17 protein-coding genes are annotated in these 19529 nt (G+C 60.7%); 6 read left to right on the top strand and 11 right to left on the bottom strand.

Annotation, left to right across the window (positions count from 1 at the left end; all coding sequences use genetic code 11):
- The first annotated feature begins 281 nt into the window (after positions 1-281).
- The 3 genes from FPL22_RS10185 (at position 282) to FPL22_RS10175 (ending at position 5595) form a co-directional block, all read left to right on the top strand.
- Positions 282-695: a BlaI/MecI/CopY family transcriptional regulator gene (locus tag FPL22_RS10185; RefSeq protein ID WP_238991374.1), complete on the top strand. Its 414-nt coding sequence runs from the start codon at positions 282-284 to the stop codon at positions 693-695.
- Positions 692-4072 carry a M56 family metallopeptidase gene (locus FPL22_RS10180; protein ID WP_162525254.1) on the top strand — a complete coding sequence of 1127 codons (3381 nt, stop codon included), beginning with the start codon at positions 692-694 and terminating at the stop codon, positions 4070-4072. Before FPL22_RS10185 ends, FPL22_RS10180 begins: the two co-directional genes overlap by 4 nt.
- A 503-nt stretch (positions 4073-4575) precedes the next feature.
- Positions 4576-5595, top strand: coding sequence for a virulence RhuM family protein (locus FPL22_RS10175; protein ID WP_144230168.1), 1020 nt, complete (start codon positions 4576-4578; stop codon positions 5593-5595).
- Positions 5596-5755: 160 nt separating this feature from the next.
- On the opposite strand, the gene FPL22_RS10170 is transcribed toward FPL22_RS10175, so the two are convergent.
- The 5 genes from FPL22_RS10170 to FPL22_RS10150 form a co-directional block, all read right to left on the bottom strand.
- Positions 5756-6529: a hypothetical protein gene (locus FPL22_RS10170; protein ID WP_144230167.1), complete on the bottom strand. Its 774-nt coding sequence runs from the start codon at positions 6527-6529 to the stop codon at positions 5756-5758.
- 101 nt (positions 6530-6630) lie between these two features.
- Complete coding sequence (locus FPL22_RS10165; protein ID WP_162525253.1) at positions 6631-7704, bottom strand: glycoside hydrolase family 5 protein; 1074 nt, start codon at positions 7702-7704, stop codon at positions 6631-6633.
- Between the two features lie 171 nt (positions 7705-7875).
- Entirely contained in the window at positions 7876-8676 is an 801-nt protein-coding gene (locus FPL22_RS10160; RefSeq protein ID WP_144230165.1) for a M48 family metallopeptidase, read from the bottom strand.
- On the bottom strand, positions 8676-9203 hold the full coding sequence (locus tag FPL22_RS10155) for a YbjQ family protein (protein ID WP_144230164.1): 528 nt from the start codon (positions 9201-9203) through the stop codon (positions 8676-8678). Before FPL22_RS10155 ends, FPL22_RS10160 begins: the two co-directional genes overlap by 1 nt.
- An 8-nt stretch (positions 9204-9211) precedes the next feature.
- Entirely contained in the window at positions 9212-9538 is a 327-nt protein-coding gene (locus FPL22_RS10150; RefSeq protein WP_144230163.1) for a YbjQ family protein, read from the bottom strand.
- Positions 9539-9694: 156 nt separating this feature from the next.
- On the opposite strand from FPL22_RS10150, the gene FPL22_RS10145 reads away from it, so the two are divergent.
- The gene (locus FPL22_RS10145) at positions 9695-9898 is read left to right on the top strand and encodes a hypothetical protein (RefSeq protein ID WP_144230162.1); all 204 of its coding nucleotides are present in this window, start codon (positions 9695-9697) and stop codon (positions 9896-9898) included.
- Between the two features lie 153 nt (positions 9899-10051).
- Here FPL22_RS10145 and FPL22_RS10140 read toward each other — a convergent pair whose 3' ends face one another.
- Positions 10052-10378: a YegP family protein gene (locus FPL22_RS10140; protein ID WP_144230161.1), complete on the bottom strand. Its 327-nt coding sequence runs from the start codon at positions 10376-10378 to the stop codon at positions 10052-10054.
- 308 nt (positions 10379-10686) lie between these two features.
- Here FPL22_RS10140 and FPL22_RS10135 point away from each other — a divergent pair, with 308 nt between their 5' ends.
- Positions 10687-12069, top strand: coding sequence for a glycoside hydrolase family 16 protein (locus tag FPL22_RS10135; protein ID WP_162525252.1), 1383 nt, complete (start codon positions 10687-10689; stop codon positions 12067-12069).
- 38 nt (positions 12070-12107) lie between these two features.
- On the opposite strand, the gene FPL22_RS10130 is transcribed toward FPL22_RS10135, so the two are convergent.
- Positions 12108-13292 (bottom strand): sterol desaturase family protein, encoded by a 1185-nt coding sequence (locus tag FPL22_RS10130; protein WP_203235136.1) that lies wholly within the window; start codon positions 13290-13292, stop codon positions 12108-12110.
- 198 nt (positions 13293-13490) lie between these two features.
- On the opposite strand from FPL22_RS10130, the gene FPL22_RS10125 reads away from it, so the two are divergent.
- Positions 13491-14645, top strand: a complete 1155-nt coding sequence (locus FPL22_RS10125; protein ID WP_144230158.1) for a glycerate kinase — start codon at positions 13491-13493, stop codon at positions 14643-14645.
- Between the two features lie 5 nt (positions 14646-14650).
- On the opposite strand, the gene FPL22_RS10120 is transcribed toward FPL22_RS10125, so the two are convergent.
- The 4 genes from FPL22_RS10120 to FPL22_RS10105 are packed head-to-tail and all read right to left on the bottom strand — an operon-like array spanning position 14651 to position 19522.
- Positions 14651-16852, bottom strand: coding sequence for a glycoside hydrolase family 2 protein (locus FPL22_RS10120; RefSeq protein WP_144230157.1), 2202 nt, complete (start codon positions 16850-16852; stop codon positions 14651-14653).
- Between the two features lie 8 nt (positions 16853-16860).
- Entirely contained in the window at positions 16861-17895 is a 1035-nt protein-coding gene (locus tag FPL22_RS10115; protein ID WP_144230156.1) for a carbohydrate kinase family protein, read from the bottom strand.
- An 11-nt stretch (positions 17896-17906) separates the two neighbouring features.
- A complete protein-coding gene (locus FPL22_RS10110) occupies positions 17907-18482 on the bottom strand; it encodes a D-lyxose/D-mannose family sugar isomerase (protein ID WP_144230155.1) in 576 nt (191 codons plus the stop codon).
- A gap of 11 nt (positions 18483-18493) precedes the next feature.
- Positions 18494-19522 (bottom strand): beta/alpha barrel domain-containing protein, encoded by a 1029-nt coding sequence (locus FPL22_RS10105; protein WP_144230154.1) that lies wholly within the window; start codon positions 19520-19522, stop codon positions 18494-18496.
- Positions 19523-19529 lie beyond the last annotated feature (7 nt).

Below are 19529 nucleotides of genomic sequence, written 5' to 3'. Positions count from 1 at the left end.
TTCCGACCGTAGGGGCGCGCCTCGTGCGCGCCCGCTTCCGGGAGGGTCTCGCGAAGGGAGCGAAGGACGCGAAGGAACGGAAGCAAGGTCCGAACCTTTTCCGAACCCTTCGCTCCCTTCGCCGCCATCGCGAGACACCGGATTGGAAAACCACTTTCCCACGCTGATTACGACCCAGCGCGGGATGTTACAAGTTAGGGAAAAAGAAGCCGCGCACCCGAAACGGTGCGCGGCTTTTGTTTTATTGCATGCTGAAATTTCAGCATGGCTGTTGACATGTCTTGGGTGTTGATATTTCAACACCCAATATGAGTTCTGATCCTTTGTCCGGCGATTTGAGCAAGCGTGAGAGGCAGGTGATGGAGATCATCGTCCGTCTGCAGAGGGCGACGGCGCGCGATATCGAGGGCGCATTGACGGATGCACCCACATATTCCGCGGTGCGTTCGATCCTGCGCATTTTGGTGAACAAGGGTCTGGTCCGAAAAGAGTCGGCGGACGGGCGCGATTGGTATGCGCCGAGTATGGCACCGGCAACCGCACGGACGGGGGCGTTGCGTGCTTTCGTGCGAAATTTCTTTGATAATTCGGCGGGCGAGGCGGCATGCGCACTGCTCGGCCAGAAAAACCTGAAGCTTTCGCAGGAAGAGGCGGACACGCTGATGAAGCTCATCAAGGAGGCACGCATCGAATGAACGCGCTTCTCTCCAAGTTTGTCCTTTTTCAGGTTTATTATCCGGTTATCGCTACATTCCTGCTTTGCGCGGTGAAGAGCCTGGCGATCGTGGCGCTGGGCGGTCTGGGCGCGGTGATGCTTCGCAAGCGTTCAGCCGCAGCTCGCTGCTGGGTGTGGCGGGCGGTTCTCGCAGGATGTCTGGCGCTGCCGTTGTTCGATTTTGGCGCGGCGCTGACGGGCCGGTTGCGCGTTGCCTGGAGGCATTCGCTGTCTGAGGAAAGTTCTCAGGATTTTGCGAGGCAGGCGAACGCGTTGCATCTGGTGTATTCGCAGGAAGAGATGAAGGCTCGTCGCGAAGCAAAAGCATCTGAGGATCTCCCCGCGGGAACGGTTGTGCCGCCTTGGCATCATTCGAGTTTTCACAATGTGAGCATGGAGGATTTTCGCCCTACGCCGTGGCGGCAACTGGAAGATCGGCTGGTGTTTGGCTGGTGGGCGGTTGCAGGGTGTTTTGGTTTGATTGCATTCACTCGCATGGGCGTCGGTTTTTGGACGTTGCGAAAGAATGCCCGAGTCGCGGGTGCAGCCTTTCAGCAGAAGGCCGAAACGGCCGCCACGCTGCTGAAACTTCGGCGTCGTCCGCGGGTGTGGATTGTGCGCGGTCTGCATTCCCCCTTGATGGCCGGGTGGGTATATCCGGGTGTCTATCTTCCGGAAACGGCTCAGGGCTGGACGGCACAGCGCTGCGAGGAGATTTTTTTGCACGAACTCGCTCATTGGCGGCGAGGTGATCAATTCTGGCAGTTGATCGGACGTCTGGGCGCCTGCGTGTTCTGGTGGCAGCCATTGGTCGCGTGGTCGGCTAGGCAGATGAATGCCGAGGCCGAAGGCGCGGCCGACGATGCTGTTTTGCTGCATCGGCCCGAAGGCGAGAACTATGCCGCCACGCTGGTGGAAATCGCCGCGGGTGGGCAGGCGGTCCCGGCAGTCGGTGTTCCGATGGTGGGTTACCGGTCTTTGGAAAAACGTATCCGATCTTTGTTACATGCTAATCCCTGGCGTGGTCGGATTGGGCGGCTCGGTGTCGGCGTGGTGGTCGCTCTGGGACTTGTTTCGCTGGCAACCGCTTCCTTTTACGTGGTGCAGGCGGCGAATGACCGCGTGGCCGCGGTCAAGCCGCACAAGATCGTGAAGTTGTCCGATTGGGAGCGGAAGCAACTCGAGAGGGTGAGGGACAATACGCTGAGGCGGCTGGGCGCATTGCGGTTTCTCCACTTCAAGCTGGAGGAATCGACGCGTCGTGAAGAAGCGGGGCAGATTCGCATCAGCCCGCAACCGACAAAAATGGAGGCCTGGGTGGACCAGTGGACGGGTATTCACCGGGTGGAGTATCGACCACGGGTGTTGGTGTGGATTGACGGCGCGTCTCCGTTCGCAATCAACGACAGCACGGCCATCAACGATGGAAAGAGTTATCTGTCGTATGATGATTACGATTTTGATGCTTTTCGTCCACGTTCGCCGGAGGGCTTGCAATTTTATCTGGGACTGCAGGAGTCAACGGATTTGCTTCAAATCGCCCGGGTAATGTTGGGAACGGGGAGTCTGTTTACCCATGAATCCAATCATAGCATTGAGCCGGTGATCTGGCGGGGTAGACCGGCGCTTCAAATCCGACAGAAGCTTAATCGTGAAGACGGAGAGGTCTACCAGCAGCAAACGTTCATCGTGGACCCGGCCGAAGACGATATGTTGGTTTTCTACGAGTTTGCTCGGCCAAGTCGCACGCCCAACTATCCGAGTCGGTGGGAGGCGGGAGAGATTGGCCGGACGTCTTCGGGTGCACGGTATGCGCTAGCATATCAGCGGACCCATGCTAACGAAAAGGCGAAGACCACTTCCGATATCAAAGTCACTCAGTTGGACGTGTTGAATGCATTGCCTGCGGGGATCACAGAGATGCCCAAGCGGCCTGGCTCGGAATACATCGCAAAAGAGGGGAAACCGATTCGGCATCCTCGGCTCGTCATCAGCTACACCGATGCGACCAAGCCGCTTCGCCCGGTGGCTTCGGTGGTCGCGACTGTGACCATCAATCGTAATGCGCCTGTCGAGCTTCGCGCCGATGCCAAGGGGCAGCTTGCGATACCATTGCCTGACGAGGAAATCACTTACTTGGGAGTAACGGCGGCCATCCCCGGGTTCGCGAGACAGTCGGTGAGATGGCAGAAACAGGGAGACGCTTTACAAATCCCGGAGGCTTACCTCGCGAAGCTATGGCCCGGATCGCCCATCGGCGGAAAAGTCATCGACGAGGAAGGCAGGCCAGTGAGCAATGCGGAGGTGCGTGTGTGGAGAACCGGACGCAATGGGGCTTCGGGTGTCTTCGAGGATCGCTTCGCATTGTGGGAAATAAAAGCGGTCACAGATGCGAAGGGTTTCTGGCAACTGGATGATTTTCCGGCGGACTTGAGCGGGCTCGGGTTCCGTATCCATGCCTCGGGATTTCAGGCATCGACGGCCTATGGCTACGAGGATTTTCGCAGAGGCACCGGATTGGAGTATTCGGTTCTGAAAGACAGGTCGTGGGCTTATACGTTAAAGCGTGGAGAGTCGCTCAACGGGACTTTGAGCGACGTGAATGGCCTGCCTGTGAGGAATGCCCGCCTTGTGGTGGGGCGTGATATTCATGGCTCGAACCCGCCTGAGGGAAAAAGCGATGCGGACGGAGGTTTCTCGTTAAAAAATCTTCCACCGGGTCCGTTCACGCTCACCGTCGAATCCTTAACTCATCAGCCGCAAACATTGGAGCTATCCTTGCCTTTGACCGAGCCGCTCAAAGTTCGGTTACACACTGGCGGCGTCATTCGGGGACGGGTTGTAGATGAGAGCGGTGCGCCGTGCGCAGGCATGAACGTGGGTGTCGATACCTGGAAAAAGGTGCGCACGCTGGCCTTCTCCACGCAGACGGATGCGGACGGTCGGTTCACTTGGAAAGGCGCGCCGGAAGAGCCGGTGACATTTGTTTTCGGTGCGTGCCAAGGGGGCAAATTTCTAAGCGGTCTGCCGCTCAGTCCGAAGGCCGAAGAACAGCTGATCGAGATCAAGCCTGGTTTGCGGATGCGCGCCAAGGTGCTCGATGCCGACACCAAGAAGCCGGTTGCGAGTTTCAAAGTATCTCCGGGCCGCGCCTATGATGATAGTGATGTGTGGTGGGACGAAAAAACATCGCAGACGCATTCGCTCGGACAGTTCACTTGGGAAACACATTGGTTCGGGCAGGCTCATAAGTTTCGTATTCAGGCGGAAGGTTATGAGGCCTTTGAGTCCCCAGCTTATGCGGCTTCACAATCGGACGTGAGCGAGACCTTTTTGTTAAAACGGGCAGTGCGTTGAAACAATTTCGCGTTGGGAGGCGCCAACGGGATCGGGCCGAGTATTGTTGTATTTGGGAGCAGGCCAGCCGGACGGACGCGGAGGTCGAGCCGCCCGTTTCGGATCCGCCCCGTTGGCCGAGTTTTTCGCCCCCCTGCGGAATCCCGGAGGGCAGGAGATTATGGCGTCGGTTTGCCTCTCGGTAATCCTGCGCTCTCATTCCCTGCGTGACGGGGCTTAGGTCAACGGGGTTCGGGTCGTTAGTTGCTAGTTTTGGTTTGGACGGAAAAGGCGTGAGGCGATTCTGTAGGGTTTCCTTGGGTGTGGACTCCGTGCTCGCGGACGAGCCAACGGGGTCGGGCCTTCAGTATTCGAAAAATGGCCCTATGCTCGAACCCTTCGCGCCCTTGGCGTCCTTCGCGAGACACCCGGATCGAACCCCACGGCAGACTTGCCCGGTGGCATGAAAGCCGCACCGTCGTCGTCATGCTTAATCGCCGCGATACCCAGGCCCTGATTCTCCTGTGAGCGATCCTGCCAAGGTCATTATCTACCCGTCCAAAGACGGCCGGCCTGACATCCAGCTGCGGGTCGAATACGGCACCGTGTGGCTGTCCCAGCTCGAAATTGCCGAGCTGTTCGGCAGCACCAAGCAAAACGTAAGTCTTCACATCAATAATATCTTGGAAGAGTCGGAGCTGACAGCTGAGGCAACTGTCAAGGAATCCTTGACGGTTCAGCGAGAGGGTAATCGTGAAGTAAAACGCAAGACGCTGTTTTACCGCCTAGAGATGATTCTGGCCGTCGGCTACCGAGTGAAAGGTCCGCGCGGCACCCAGTTTCGGCAGTGGGCCACGGCGAACTTGAGCGAGTATTTGGTGAAGGGTTTCGTCATGAACGACGAGCGGCTCAAAAATCCCGGCGGCTGGGATCACTTCGATGAACTGCTCGCTCGCATCCGCGAGATTCGCGCTTCGGAGAAACGCTTTTACCAGAAAGTCCGCGATCTCTTCGCGCTTAGCACCGATTACCGCGACGATCCCGAAGTCGCCGGTCAGTTTTTTGCCGAGACGCAGAATAAGATGCTCTACGCGGTCACCCGGCATACGGCTGCCGAGATCATTGTCGGACGGGCCGATCCTGCGCAGCCCAACATGGCGTTGCAGGCGTGGAGCGGCACCCGCGTGCGCAAACGCGATGTCATCGTCGCCAAAAACTACCTCACGCATGACGAGGTCGATACACTCAACCGCATCGTCGTGCTCTTTCTCGAACAGGCCGAGTTGCGCGTGAAGGGCGGCAAGCAACTCACACTCGACTACTGGCGCAGCAACGTGGACCGCTTGCTGGAGTTCAACGACCAGCCGATCCTGAAAAACGCAGGTTCCGTCAGTCACGAGCAGATGAAAACCATCGCCGAGCAGCGCTACACGCAGTTCGACGAAAACCGCCGCACTGCCGAAGCGCTCGAAGCTGACCGCGCGGACATCAAATCACTGGAAGAGGCGGAAAAGAAACTCACGAGGAAGCCGCCGAACGATTAATGCCGTTCACGCTGTTGGGCCGACGAGCCAACGGAGTTACGCTGCTAGTCTAGCTTTGAGGCCTATCTCTTCTTTGGAACCCTCCAACCATCGGACAAGGATTAGAGCTTACGTTTCAGGACCGGTTTCACCCGATCCATACTGAACGAACGCGGCGAGCTTACTTGACGTCCAAGGCTCGGCGCTGGGCAACTTCCTGCCGCTCGGCGATGACGTTGATGCGTTCGATGCGGGAATTGTAGATCGTGGCTTGGGCGTCATCTTCGAAGGTGAGCACGTCTTCTTTTACGGCCCACTTGCCGAGCTGTTCGCGGAGTTGTCCGTAGATGCCGCGCACTTCTACGTAGAGACGGGCGTCCAAGGTGCGCACGGCCCGCATCGCGCCGATGCGGCCGTTCATCGATGACTGAAATCCTTTTAGGAAAGAGGCCTGTTCTCCGGCGCTCATTTTGCTGGCTTTCAGCACGGCTTCGATGTCGGTCTCGAGCGAGATGGCGCGCTTCAGCAGGCCCTCATTTAGTTTCTCAAGCTTGGCCAGTTCTTCGAGGCGGCGATCGATTATTTTGGTGCTGGTTGCGGACGTGTAATCAAAGCCACTCGCATCCATGTATTTTTGCAGAGCCTCGGTGTAGACGATGCCGCCGTCCATCAGCGGATTGATCACCTGCAGGCTGACCTCGAACGCGGTTCGCGACTTGGGGCTGACTTTGCCCATCACCTCTTTGATCAACGCCTGCATTTGTTTTTGCAGATCCGCCACCTTCGCCATGTCTTCGCCGGCTTCGTGAACTTCGCGCTTCAAGCGGGCTGATTCCACCTGGAAATTCGCCAAGATCTGCTCGTCGGAATCCGCCGCACGGGAAAGCGGCGCACCCAGGCAGACGCAGACGAATACGAAACCGAGGGCAAGGCGCGGGTGGCTGAAAAACTTCATACTGAAAAACAACCGGAGCGAGTCCGTCCGTCCAAGTCATATCGTATGCGACATAAGACGTCTGCGCACCCACGGGCCGGGCTGAAACGTGCCCGCACCGATCAGGAGCCGGCTTTGGGTTGGGGCATCGGGCTGGCCATGATGCGCGCAGCGGGCACCCAGAGGTCACTGTAGGGGCAGGAGTCGTATTGGCGGGGCGGGCCGAGGCCGGTTTTATCCACCTCGTTGTAGGGAGCGCGGGGACTGTCCTCGAGTTTCTTGAGCGCCCAGATCATCCAGCCGACGTCTTCCTTGGCGAAGAGGGTGTGCATGCCGGCCAAAAATTCGCGGCAGACCGTTTCGCTCTTGTTCCAATGTGTCGCGCCGAACTCGGTGCACATGACCGGGACGTTATGGGTGTCGCGAAAGCGGGTAATGTGGCGTTGGACGATCCACGGGTGGTTGTCGGTGGGGTAATCGTGAAACGCGAAAACGATGTTGTTATAAGGCGCATCCACGGTGGCGGCGACCGGCCCCCACGTTGATTCCAAGGAGCGGGCGTGAGACCAGCTGTGATTACCGACGATGAGGATGTGACGTTGATCGACTTCACGAATGGCACGGATGCAGCGGGTATAGTTTTTGCGGGCGTCTTCGGCAGCGATGTCGTGCGGCTCGTTCAGTAATTCGTAACCGAGCACGTAGGGGTCGTCCTTGTAGTGCCTGGCCACGACGACCCAAGACTGGATCCAGTGCTGGATGGTTTCTTCGTCCCAGCCCTTGCCCGTTTGTTTCTCGCGGGCGGTGGCTTCGTCGATCTCGGCGCTCATGTATTCATGGGCGTCGAGGATGACATAGAGCCCGTGTTTTCGGGCGGCGACCATCACCGGTTCGATGTGATCCTTGATGTGCTGTTCGATGTCGATGGGGCGGTCTTTCTTGTTGTTGAAATAGCGGGTGTAGAAGGCGAGGCGGACGGTGTTGAGGCCGCGTTCTTTGCAAAACTTCATCACCGCATCGTCCTGCGCGCGAATGATGACGTCGCGCGCATAGCCGATCCCGACGGGAATAAACGGACGCTCGCCGCCTTCGCTGAACGCGGACGTGACAATCCGCGGACCATCGACCTTCAGCCAGAGGTGCTCATCCGCCGATGCTGCACTGGCGTTCCGCGAGCAAAACAGGAATGCGATCATGCCCAGCAGGAAGAAAGTCCGGGAAATTCGAACGGCGAAAACGGGGAGACGGACAGGGTAATTCATCGGAGAGCGGGGTAGTGCGAGCAGCAGGCCAACGCAGGGCGTGTGTTCAGGTTTTGGACGAGTCGGGTTAAAAGGACAACGCGCTTCGCCGGAGCCGCTGATCAACTACCGGGACTCGCGCTTTAATTTCTCCGCGTAGGCTTCGAGGTCGGCTATGCGGCTTTCGCTTTGGGGGTGGGTTGAGAGAAGGTTCAGTCCGGTGGAGTTCGTCTGTTTCTTTGCCAGCCAACGGAAGAGCGCGTCGCTGCCTTCGGTTTGACCGTGGAGCGCGTAGGTGAGGCGCAGGCCGATTTCGTCGGCGCCTTTTTCCTGCGCGCGCGAATAGCTCAGATCCAGCAGATTGGCCGTGTGGCTGGTGAACACCTCGCCGCCTCCGCCGAAGATCAGGCTGAAGACAATCCCACGGCCCAACGTGCGCCCGAGCCCGCGCAAATGATCCCGTTGCACAAAGTGGCCGATCTCGTGGCCAAGCACAAAACTGAGTCCGATATCGGTATCTATTTTTTCGAGCAGCCCGCGGGTGACGGCGATGGTCCCGCCGGGAAAGGCGAACGCATTCACCTCGTCCGTATCAAACAGCACCACGCGAAAGGGAATCCGCGGCACGCCCGGACCGAGGGCGAGCCGGTCCACGAGATCCTGCAGTTTGCGAACCTGGGCGGTTTGTTCGGGTTTCAAATTTGTCGCTGTAGTGGCGGGAACGAATTCGCGAAACCAAGCGACTTCGGTCTCCGCCGAAATGCGCGGCAACGTGAAGTCCACGAGCCAGCCGATGGAGAAATACAACGCGAGCAAGAGGGCGGTGGTCGCCGCGCAGATGATGCCGATTTCGCGGGCCAACTGCCGGTCGCCGCCGCCGCTACTCGCCTCGGCGGCGGCTCCCATGTCGCGTTGGACGAATTTCATTACGAACCCACCGGCACCAGCGGAGGAGGCGTGGCGATCGGCCCGCCGTAGGTGATTGCCGTGCCATAGACCAGGACCTCCACGCCGCCGGCGCCTTGCTTGCCCTTAGTGTTGGCGATGGTCGATGTTTCCATGCGGAAGTTGAGCACGATGTCGGCTCCCGCGCAGCTTTCCTTCAGGCGTAAAGTCGCTTCACGCCGGGCACGATCCAGGAGGGTCTCGTAGGATGTGACGCGACCGCCGAAGATCATGCGCAGCCTGGCCAGGAAGCGCTTGAAGTGGTCCAGCGACACAACCACCGAGCCCGTGACCATCTCGGCCTTCACCACGCGCAATGTGGAGTCGCCATGCTTGCTTGTGATCACGGGAAGCTTCGCCGTGGCGGCTTCGCGGGTGCGGATCGATGCGAAATGGGTCTTTTCCAACGAGCGCCCGATCAAGCCCATGATCACCATGAAAATGAAAGGCGACACGTAGAAGGCGATGGTCAGGACCATCACCAGCGTCTCCGGGTTCTCCGCGTTCATGGTGCGGGTTATTCGACGCGCACGGCGGTGCCGTAAGCATAGAGCTCGGCCGCACCCTGGGCGACGGACGAGGTCGAAAAGCGGATGTTCACCACCGCGTTGGCGCCGAGCGCAATCGCCTGGGTTTCCATGCGGCTGATCGCTTCGTTGCGCGATTCCGTGAGCAACTCGGTGTAGCCCTTGAGTTCGCCGCCAACAAAATTTTTGAGCGAGGCGGCAATGTCGCGACCGACATGTTTTGCGCGGACGGTGCTGCCAGAGACCAAGCCGTAATGCTCGATGATGCTGCGGCCGGGCACGGTTTCCAAATTCGTAAGAATGATGGGTGTGTTCATGAAGATTGCGCGGACGCTGCCGAGTGCCCCCGGTGATTGCAAGATGACGATCGCCTGCAATTGGCGCGCTCCAATGAGTCGGGGTTGTTTGATTAAACAGCCGGTGAAATCACCGCTTGGCTTGAGCTTTAGCTGTCGGCGCGAAAACTTCCCGCCATGTCGACTCCTCCTTGGAAACAGACGAAGCCGACGGCGGGTGCTTCATCAACGAAGACCAAGCTCACGCCGGAATCAATCGAGTGGGCCCGGGCTCGCGCCAAAGCCGCCGGCCGGCGTTATCCGAACCTGGTGGACAACATGGCGGCTACCACGCGTCAGCGTGAGAGCTCGCAGCCCGACTCCGGCAAGCTGCGGCCTTGAGTCCATTCACGAGGCATAAACGCGTCTCCGTTTATTTATGGATGCGGATGACGTTGGTCTGCCATTCGTGCCGCGTGAGGTGTTGGTTTCGGAGGCGTCGCCTCGCGCTCCGAGAAAAAACTAACGGGGTGGCGCGCTGGCGTGTGAATTAACTCACTCGGTCGTGGTGATGACTTCCGAGCGGGAGTTAATTTGCACCGAGGTGATGCCGGCTTCGGCAGAGGCTTGGGAGGAATACATCTGACTCTTGCCGATGATTTCGCCGTTCTGCGCTTTTAGAACGAAGTAGGGTTCGCTGGCGGTGGAAGTCAGGTGCTCGAAGTTTTTTGAGAACGGACCGTTGGCTTGCACCGAGGCGATACCGTCGAGCGCGGATTGCTTCTGTTCATAGACCTGGCTGGTAAGAATCACCTGATTGTTCTCCGCCTTCAGATTGAACATGAACTTGGAGTTGGTGGTGGGGCTGATTTGGTAGGACATAATGTATTGCGTTGGATTTTGATGAGACGTGAAGACGTCGATTATGGAGCAATTGTCCGCTCGCAACCATGGGGTCTAACCCGCACGGCCTGCACGCGAGGCGGACGGTGCTTTGGGCGAGCCTCTTTCCGGTCGGGAATACACAAGGACGAAGTCGGATATGGACTCACCGTTTCAGGGCTGGATGTGATATGCTTTTGGGCGGAGATGCTCCTGAAGCCCCTGCATCCGCAGTAACGCCATCAACCCCTTTAACTCCCTTGTTTTCCCCATTCTTTATTTCGCTTAAGCGCACGGTTGGCACTTCGGTGATCGTTGTCGCCCTCGCCGGTTTAAGCCTTCAGCTCGAGGCGCAGACTTTGACGCGCGAGCAAGCCCAGGGACTCCGCAAGGATGCGGAAACCGCCACGACGGCCATTGATCAGCTCGGCAAAGCGGTGACAGCTCCGGACGGGCGCAAGCATGTGGAAACCGCGCGAGACGCCGTCGGTCGCATCACCGAGCAGCTGGACGCTTACATCGCCAAGCAAGAGCTCGCGGCGAGCGATATTTATGACGGTGGAAAAAAGTATCCGGCGATTGCGAAGGTGCGGATCGAGGATTTCGACGTGCCGGTGGGCGCGACGGTGGTGCATGTGCCTGTCACGCTGGACAAGCCGAGCGTTAATACCGTTGTTGCACATGTGCGGGTCTATAACGGAGACGGCGGTCGCGCGGTGCCCGACGCGACGAAGCCGGTGGTTTTCCGGCCGGGCGATCCGCTCACGAAGACGGCAAGTTTCGCCGTGAGTGACATGAAGGAAGGCAACACGCTCAAGGCGGTGCAGGCGCAGGTTCCGGATGGTGCCACCCGTCAGGGCGGCGGCATCGTGATCACAGCCAAGGCGGGCGCGGTCAACGTGCCTATCGAGGTCGGCCGTGCACCGCTCGCCTTCGCCCCACTGGGCACGCTCACCTACAGCGAAACGGGGCGGACGATCCGCTATGACGACAAGGGCGGCCCGATGACTTTCTCGACGGCGCTGGCACACGGCCGAACGCAGGTCGGCAATGGCGAGACCGGTTATTATGGCACGGTGGATATGGGTGGTTTCAGCCGCACTGAAGAGGGGCTGGTGTTGTCGTCACGCCGGCTCGATCAGTCCATGAAAGTGGGGGCACCGGCTATGGAGTATCCGTTCCTCGCGACGATGCTGTCGGGACACAAAACACCGGAGTCCTGGTTTAAGTATGGCAGCGTCGAATGGGTGGTGAAGATGCCCAACCGCCCCGGTTCCTGGCCCGCGCTGTGGCTGGTGCCGACTGGCGGGTGGCCGCCGGAGATCGATGTGTATGAAGGTTTCGGTTACAACGGATCGTGGAAGTTCGCGTCGGATCTCTCGACCAACCTGCACGGCGGCAAGAACCAGGTGCGCACGTTCACCAGGCCTGGGATGAACATGAAGATGTCCAGTTTTGGACTGGCGAACACGCTCGACAGCGAGTTCCACGTCTTCTCGGTCACGGTCGATCCGGAGTGGATCACGATGTTCATCGATGGCATCGAGACGATGCGCTACGCGAACCCGTTCAAGGGCCAGAACTGGTATCCGCTGACCAACGTCGCGGTGAAGGCGAAGATGGATTCGCCCTATGACCAAGGGGCGGGCGCGATGGTGCTGCGTTCGCTTAAGATTTGGCGGTCCGAGTAAGTGAAGCGGGCAGGGGGATCTTGAATGTCTGCGGCGGATTAACTTTCCGACGGAGTTTGTTTTTCCGCGGCGACATCCGGTTGTTGGGGCTTCTTCCGGCGAAATGGGTGCATGAACTGCGCCCAGTAGCCGCGTTCGACGGGGTGGCCTTCGATGCCGTAGCCTTCCGGCCAGCGGTTTTCGGGCAGGTGGTGCGTGCCGAAGAGTTTGTCGAGAAGCGGGAAGTGCACCGCGAAGTTCACGTCGATGGCTTCCTTTTCGATGCCGTGGTGCCAGTGGTGGAAACGCGGTGTGACGAAGAACTTTTCGATGACGGGGAATTTCCAGCCGATGTTGGCGTGCACGAATGTCGCGTAGAGATAGACGACAAAGATGTAGGCGTTCATCGGGCCGGCGCCGAAGCCGAGCACAAACATTGGGATCACGGTGAGACTGCGCAGCGCGACGATTTCAAAAAAATGCATGCGCGCGCCGGCCATCCAGTCCATTGATTGCGCCGAGTGATGCACGGCGTGGAAATTCCACAGCCAGGGAATCCGGTGAAAGGAGCGATGCACCCAATACTGCACCACATCCGTCAAAAACATGATGACGGCGAACTGGACGACAAACGGCAGGGCGCTCACCCAGGCGCGGGTTTCCGTCAGCGGAGCGAAGGCAAGGATCGAGCGTGCGGGCGCGAAGGTCAGGTAGGTGAGGATCTGCACCAGCATGCTGCTTAGCAGAAAATAAAAGAGATCCTCGCGCCACTCGGTGCGAAAGACCGGCTGCTCTTTACGATGCGCGAACAAGCGCTCGACGGGGATGAACAGGATGCCGGTGAACGCCATGCGCAGCACAAAGAAATCGAGGCCGAAGTAAGCCGGCGACGGATCACCGACGACCGAGTGGGCGTTGGAGCCGCCGAGCAGGACGGCGATCAGCGAGAGTGAAACGCCGGCGATGCCGAGCAGCGGTCCTTGGCGACGCAGTGCCAGACTCAACGCCGAGCAGGTGAAGGCCAAGACTAGCAGGACATTCAAGATGATGCGAAACCCGGGGCCCTGACGCAGCGCGGTCAGTTCCGGCGTGGAGAAGGTTCCGGGTGCGAGGAGCGACAAAACCAGTGCCAGACTCGCCAGTCCCAGGATAACGCCGATCACGCCACTCAACCACCCGCTGCCGAAACGACGCAGGGCTTCGGGCGCTTCAAATTCGGAGAGCAGTCTGGTGCGTAAGCTCATGGTAAGTGAATCCATCAACACGATAGCCGCCGTTCGGTCGAGCCTGCGCCACGCGGACCTCACGATTCCGGTGGTATTTGGGATATGATAAAGGGTTAATGCCGTTGAGGATGGTTCGCGCATCAATGCAGCGGGCGCATCGAATCGGCGCACAAATAGTCATGGAACTTGGCTGGCCGGCGTGTAAGCAAATTGGCCATGCGGGTGCTCATTGCGTCGGATAAATTCAAGGACTCACTCACGGCGGGGCAGGCATGCGCGGAGATGGCGGTGGGGGTGCGGTGTGCGCAGCCTACATGGAGCGTGGAGCAGTGTCCGCTGACGGATGGCGGCGAAGGGTTCGCGGTTATTTTGACGGAGGCGGTGGGTGGCGAGTGGGTGGTGTGCCGTGTGACCGGGCCGCGTGGGGCGGAGGTTGAGGCAGGCTTTGGTGTGATTGAAACGAAGCTCTTGCCGGCGGCAGTTTTGCGGCGACTCGGGTGCGCGAGCGGTGGACAACTGGCGGTGATCGAGATGGCGGCGGCGAGCGGACTGGCGTTGTTGCGTCCCGATGAACGTGATGTGTGGCGCACGGATACCAGGGGAACCGGCGAGTTGATCGCGGCGGCGGCGGAGCGCGGTGTGGAGGGGATTTTGTTGGGCGTGGGCGGGAGCGCGACGAGTGATCTCGGGCTCGGAGCGTTGGGCATGCTGGGACTCGAGTTGTGCAATGAACATGGTCAGTTGATGACAAGTGGAGCTCCGCTCAAGTGGCCGCGCGTGGTGAGCCTCAAGGCGGAGCGCCTGCGGAAATTACCGCCAATCTGGATCGCGTGCGACGTGACCAATCCACTGCTCGGGCCGCGAGGAGCGGTGACGGTTTACGGCCCGCAGAAGGGATTGGAATCGGAGGCGTTGGTGAAACTGGAAGCGCAAAGCGCGCGCATGATGGTGCTGTTGTGCGCGAGCTGCGGAGTGGATGCGGGGTTGGCGGAAACGCCGGGCGCGGGGGCGGCAGGTGGGATCGCGTTCGGGCTGATGGCGGCCACGGGAGCGCGGCTCGTGCCGGGCTTCGAGTTGGTGAGCGATTGGTTGCGCGTGGAAGAGCGATTGGCGGCGGCCGATCTGGTGATCACGGGCGAAGGGCGTTTCGACGACAGTTCACTGCAAGGCAAGGGGCCGGGTTCGCTGGTGCGGGCGGCGGTGGCCTTGGGTAAGCCGGTGCATGTGTTCGCCGGGCGTGTGGACGCGCAGGAGACGCCGGGTGTGACGTTGCACGAAGTCTCGCCGCGGGATGTGCCGCTGGCTCAGGCGCTGGCGAAGGCAGGGGCGTGGCTTCGTCAGCGAACGGAAAAAACGTTTAATCCCGGTTAAATGGCTTAGGCGTTCATCGTCGCCGTGGAGACGGGCACGGGTCTGCGAGCGGGCTTCAGGCTCAGGCGGTAGCTTGAGTTCCATTCGCGATGGCCGGTGACGGACAGGACGAGGGTGAACTCGCCGCACGGGGTGTCAGGCAGAACCATGCGCACGGACGGGCCGGCGACAGATTGCTGCGGGGCGAGTCCGGAGAAATTCCAGCGCACCAGTTCGGTGAGTTGGCCGTCGTGTTCGAGCGTGGCGATGAGTTCGCCGCCGGTCTGCGCGGCGGGATGATCGTTGAGGAGCCAGAGTTCGGCGCTGAACAACTCGTGGGCGTTCCACTGAAATTTTGGAATGCGGGCGCTGGCGAGGAGCGGACGGCAGGCGGCCTGAACGGAGTAGTAGGCAGGCTTGGGCAGTGCGGGGTAGTTGATGATGCTGTTGTTGGCGGCGGAGGGCCACGGTTCGTTGTAGCACCAGTTCAACGCCATCGAGCAGCGCGGCGCCTGCCGGCGGGCTTCTTCGTAGACGGATTTGTAGCCTTCGCATTGGAGCCATTCGCCGCGGGCGACGAGTTGTTCAAGCGACGTGGCGGGACCGAAGTAGTGCTCGATGATGGCGGTGCAGAGCCAGGAGGTCGGCTCCATATCCCAGGCGTTGAACGCGTGGTGGGTTTCCCAGCTCGTGCCGGGTCTCACGGGCCAGAGCTCGGCCTCGGGTATGAAGGTCTTCAGGTAGGCGACGGGCGAAGGACCGGGGCAACCGAACTCGCTGTAGGCGGTGTTGGCGGAGCCTTGGAAAATCTGGAAAATATCACGGCCCGTTTCATCGCGGAACCGGTAGTCACCGTGGCCCATGCCGCCGATGGGTGCGGTTGGAATGAAGGGCGAGTCGCGATCAAGCTCGAAGCAGTTGCGGTTGAGCAGGCGTAACGGGTGGGACTGGTCGTCCATGCCGGACCACGCGTTGAAGAGCTCGTTGCCGCCGCACCAGAAACCGAGCGAAGGATGCTGGCGCACGCGGCGGATGATCGCGCGGGATTCGCGATCTAGATCCGCGAGATAAGATGGCGTATCCGGATAATAGTTACACGCCAGCGGGAATTCCTGCCAGACGAGCAGGCCTAGAGCGTCGCATTGATCGAAAAAAATTTCTTTGGAAACCTGGGCGCCGCCCCAGCAGCGCAACAGGTTCATGTGCGCGTCTCGGGCGAGTTCGAGCAGCGGGCGGTAGGTGTCGGCGGTGATGACGCCGGTGAAAATTTCCGGGGCGACCCAGTTGGTGCCGCGGGCGAAGATGCGGCGGCCGTTGAGTTCGAGCGTTATGGGCGGGGTGCTGCGGGACTTGGGGAAACCGGCGGGCTGGCCCCAGGCGCCTTCGTGCATCACGAGGCGCACGCTGCGGAAGCCGACGCGACGAGTGTGTGTGTCGGCCCCCGGCGCGGTGAGTGTGACTTCGAGCGTGTAGAGCGCCGGCTCCCCGTGGTCATGAGTCCACCACAGACGTGGGGCGGCGAGGGTGTCGGTCGGGGTCGCGGACTCTATGACGACGTTGCCCTCGGGATCGCGGAGTTTCCACGTGAAGGCCGACGGTATGTTGGTTTCCGCCGTGACGGTGATTTGGGCGGAGGAGAAATCCCCGGCCAGCTGGTAGCTGAAATCGACGTGGCGCAGGTGGGCGGCGGGCCGGACCTCGCAGCGGATGTCTGCGCACAGGCCCAGCGTGATCAGGCGCGGATGCCAGTCCCATCCGTAGCTCACCGCAGGCTTGGTGACGTGGGCGGCTTGCGAGCGATCGGCGGGCAGGGCCTGGCGTTTGGGTGCGGGGTGGATGAGGATTTCCAGCGGGCTTCCGGCGGGGGCGTCCGTGAGATCGAGCTCGAACGGGGTGCAGAGACCGGTGTGGGTGAGCACGGTTTGTCCGGCGACGCGAAAATCGGCGTGGTAGTCGATGCCGCCGCCGGTGAGAACGAGGCGTTCTCCGGCGGCCAGTTTTACGGCCGGCACGGTGGTGCGATAGAGCCAGAAAAAGTCCTCAAGGCCGTCGTAGGCGCGAACGTTTTGACCGTAGTTGTGATCGGGCAGACCACGTGCTGCGGCCCAGTCCAGCTGCACGGCGCCCGGAACATGTGCCGGTATCCAATCGGTGGATGCGGGTGCCTCACTGGCGGTTGACAGGCGGGCGAGTTGCCAGGTGAGCGGGGCGAGGGGTCGGATGGCCATGGATGAAATCAGGGGAGCGTTATGAATCCGTGCGCGCGACCAAAGGCGAGGGTATCGCCGGCGGGCCGCACGCTTTCGGAGCAGGTGGGGTGAAGCAGCGAGGTGGCCGCGGTGCAGACACCGAGCTCCAGCGCGGCCGCGAGGGGCTGGTCGTCGTGAAGGGCGAGCAAGCAGCCGGCCGCAAAGGCGTCGCCTGCGCCCGCGGCGCCGGCGATGAGGGGGGCGGGAATGCGCACGGCGGGCTGCCAGACCACGGTTCCGTCAATCGAGGCGGCGCAGGTGCCTTCGGGAAAATGCAGGATCACATGGCGGCGCACGCCGAGCGCGATCAAAGCGCGGGCGGCTTGTTCGACGGAGTTGCGGTTGAGTGAAGCGCCGCGTCCGAGGTCGAGACCGGTGAGTTGCTCCGCTTCATAATCGTTCACGAAGAGCACATCGACTTCCGGCAGCACGGGAGTGACCACGGTGCGAAAACGTTCGGGCGACGCACTCACGCAGTCCAGCGCGGTCAGGAGTCCGGCCGCGCGGGCGCGGCGCAACACGTCGCGAGCAAGAGGGGCTTGATCCGAACATGCCGGATCGGGAGCATCGAGGGTGTCGAGGAGCAGCAGGTAGCCGAGATAGAACCAGCGAGCGGTGACGCCGCTGAAATCAAAGTGCGCGGGGGCGAGCAGCGCGTTGGCTCCGCGAGCGTGGAAGAACGTGCGGCGTCCGGTGTCACGCACGGTCATCACGTCGGTGAAGCTCGTGTCCGCAAGCGACGTCGTGTGCAGGCGCGAGGCGTCGATGCCATGCGCCGTGCAATCCTCGCGAATGGTGCGGCCGTCGGCGTCGTCTCCGAGCAAGCCCAGTCCGGCGAGCGGGAACGTTGCCCCGAGACGCGCGAGGTCCTTGAGGACGTTGTAAGGGCCACCGCCGTTGCCCACCGTCTGTGAGAGGATAAAGACGAGTGCGTCCTGGGCGGGCCACGCGTCGATGGTCTTGACCCGGTCGACCAGCCAATTGCCGGCGGCGAGCACACCGGAGCGTTGAGGAGAGGGCATAAGGGGTGGCGTTACTTTTCGGACAGAAGACGCAGGGCGGCGGGTTCGTCTTCTTCGATGCCGGGGAAGCGGCCGATATCGGGGTTGGTGAAAATGTTGTCGTTCACGTCGTCGTTGGCCGTCGAGACTTCGCCGATGATGCATTCTTCACTGCTCGGGTAGAAGGCGTGCCAGATGCCGGGGATGAGCGTCACGCGCGAGCCGGCGGGAAGCACCAGTTTTTCGCCACTGCGAAGCACGTGAGGCAAGCCGTTGACCGGAACCGTGAAACTCGCGGGCTGCACCGCGTCGGGGCCGGGGCGCACAGCCCAGAGCTCGAGCGTGAGTTCGCCGGAGCGGCAGATGATGTCCTCTTTTTTCTTCGCGTGCGTGTGGCCGGGCGTGGTCTGGCCGCGGCGCGCATACATCAATTTTTCACAATACTCGGGCTCCTCCGCGAGGTTGATGAGGGTGAGGCCGTGGCGGGCAAAATCGCCGAGACCGAAGTCAGTGATGTCCCACGCGGCGTTGGGTGGCAGCGTCCAGTGATGCGCGGCGAAACACGCGGCGGCGTCGCGAAAGGCGCGGTTGATGTCGGAGCGTTTCATGGGGCGGGGGCTTAACGATAGCTCATGGTCTGATCGGTCAGCTCCAAGTCGGCGGGCAAGGATCGAAGCGGTTTTATACCGAGTCGGGCGAGGTCGCCGTGGTAGGCCCGCACGGCTTCTACGGGGGCAATCGATCCGTCCACGATGGCGCGCAGGTAGCCGATGAAAGTGAGCGGGTGTTCGCTGAGGTTGATCTTCCGTCCAAAGAGGGCGACACGCGCGCCATGATGGCGGGCTTCATGGATGAGCATGAAGGCATCATGAGTGGTGCCGGCGGAGCCGCCGAGAATGCCGACGATCAGGTGGGGATCATAGGCGACGAGTTCCTCCAAGGCGGCGGGACCGTTGTAGGGAATTTTAAGGAAGAGCGGGCATCCGCGGGAAGCGACGCCTGCGAGAGTGCGGACGACATGATCGTTGAGGAACCCGGGCACGGTGGCGGCGTCCATGCCGGGATCGACGTTGGGATTGAAAACCTCGAGGAAGTGGCGGAAGCCGCGTCGCTCCGCCTCGATGCGGAAGTCGCGGTAATCCTGCAGCGCCTGATGATCCTGATCGAGGTTGTTGGTGAAGGTGATCGAGTAGAGGCCGAGGTCGGCGCCGGTCGCGGGCGTGCCGGCCGGAACGTCCAGGCGCGCGTGCATGATGTGATCGAGCGTCGCGGTGCGAAACGAACGCGAGGGCAGTCGCGGATATTTTCCGCCGCGCACGACCCAGATGTCGGACGTGTCGTTGGCCCGGGCGGCAGGTGTGACCGTGCTCTTTGCAAAACAGCGTTCTTCGATGGCGAGTTTTTCCACGTTGGATGCCGAGAGAAGCATGATGTCCACCAGACCTTGGCGGACGATTTCGCGGATCTGGTCGCGATAATCCGCCAGGGATTTGAAACCGCTTTCACCGGAGCGGGGGCCGGGTGCGGCAATGCCAAAGGCCATGTCCGCGTCCTTGGCGTCGGCCAGGATGAAGTCACGACAACCCGCAGGATCGGCGTGAATGCGGGCGAGTTTTTGATCGAGCGATTTGAGCGGTGCGGCGGACATTTTTTAA

The sequence above is a fragment of the Rariglobus hedericola genome, from assembly GCF_007559335.1.
Classification (GTDB): Bacteria; Verrucomicrobiota; Verrucomicrobiia; order Opitutales; family Opitutaceae; genus Rariglobus; species Rariglobus hedericola.
Note: the sequence above shows the minus strand (reverse complement) of the source record. Positions and strands in the feature narration are given on the sequence as shown.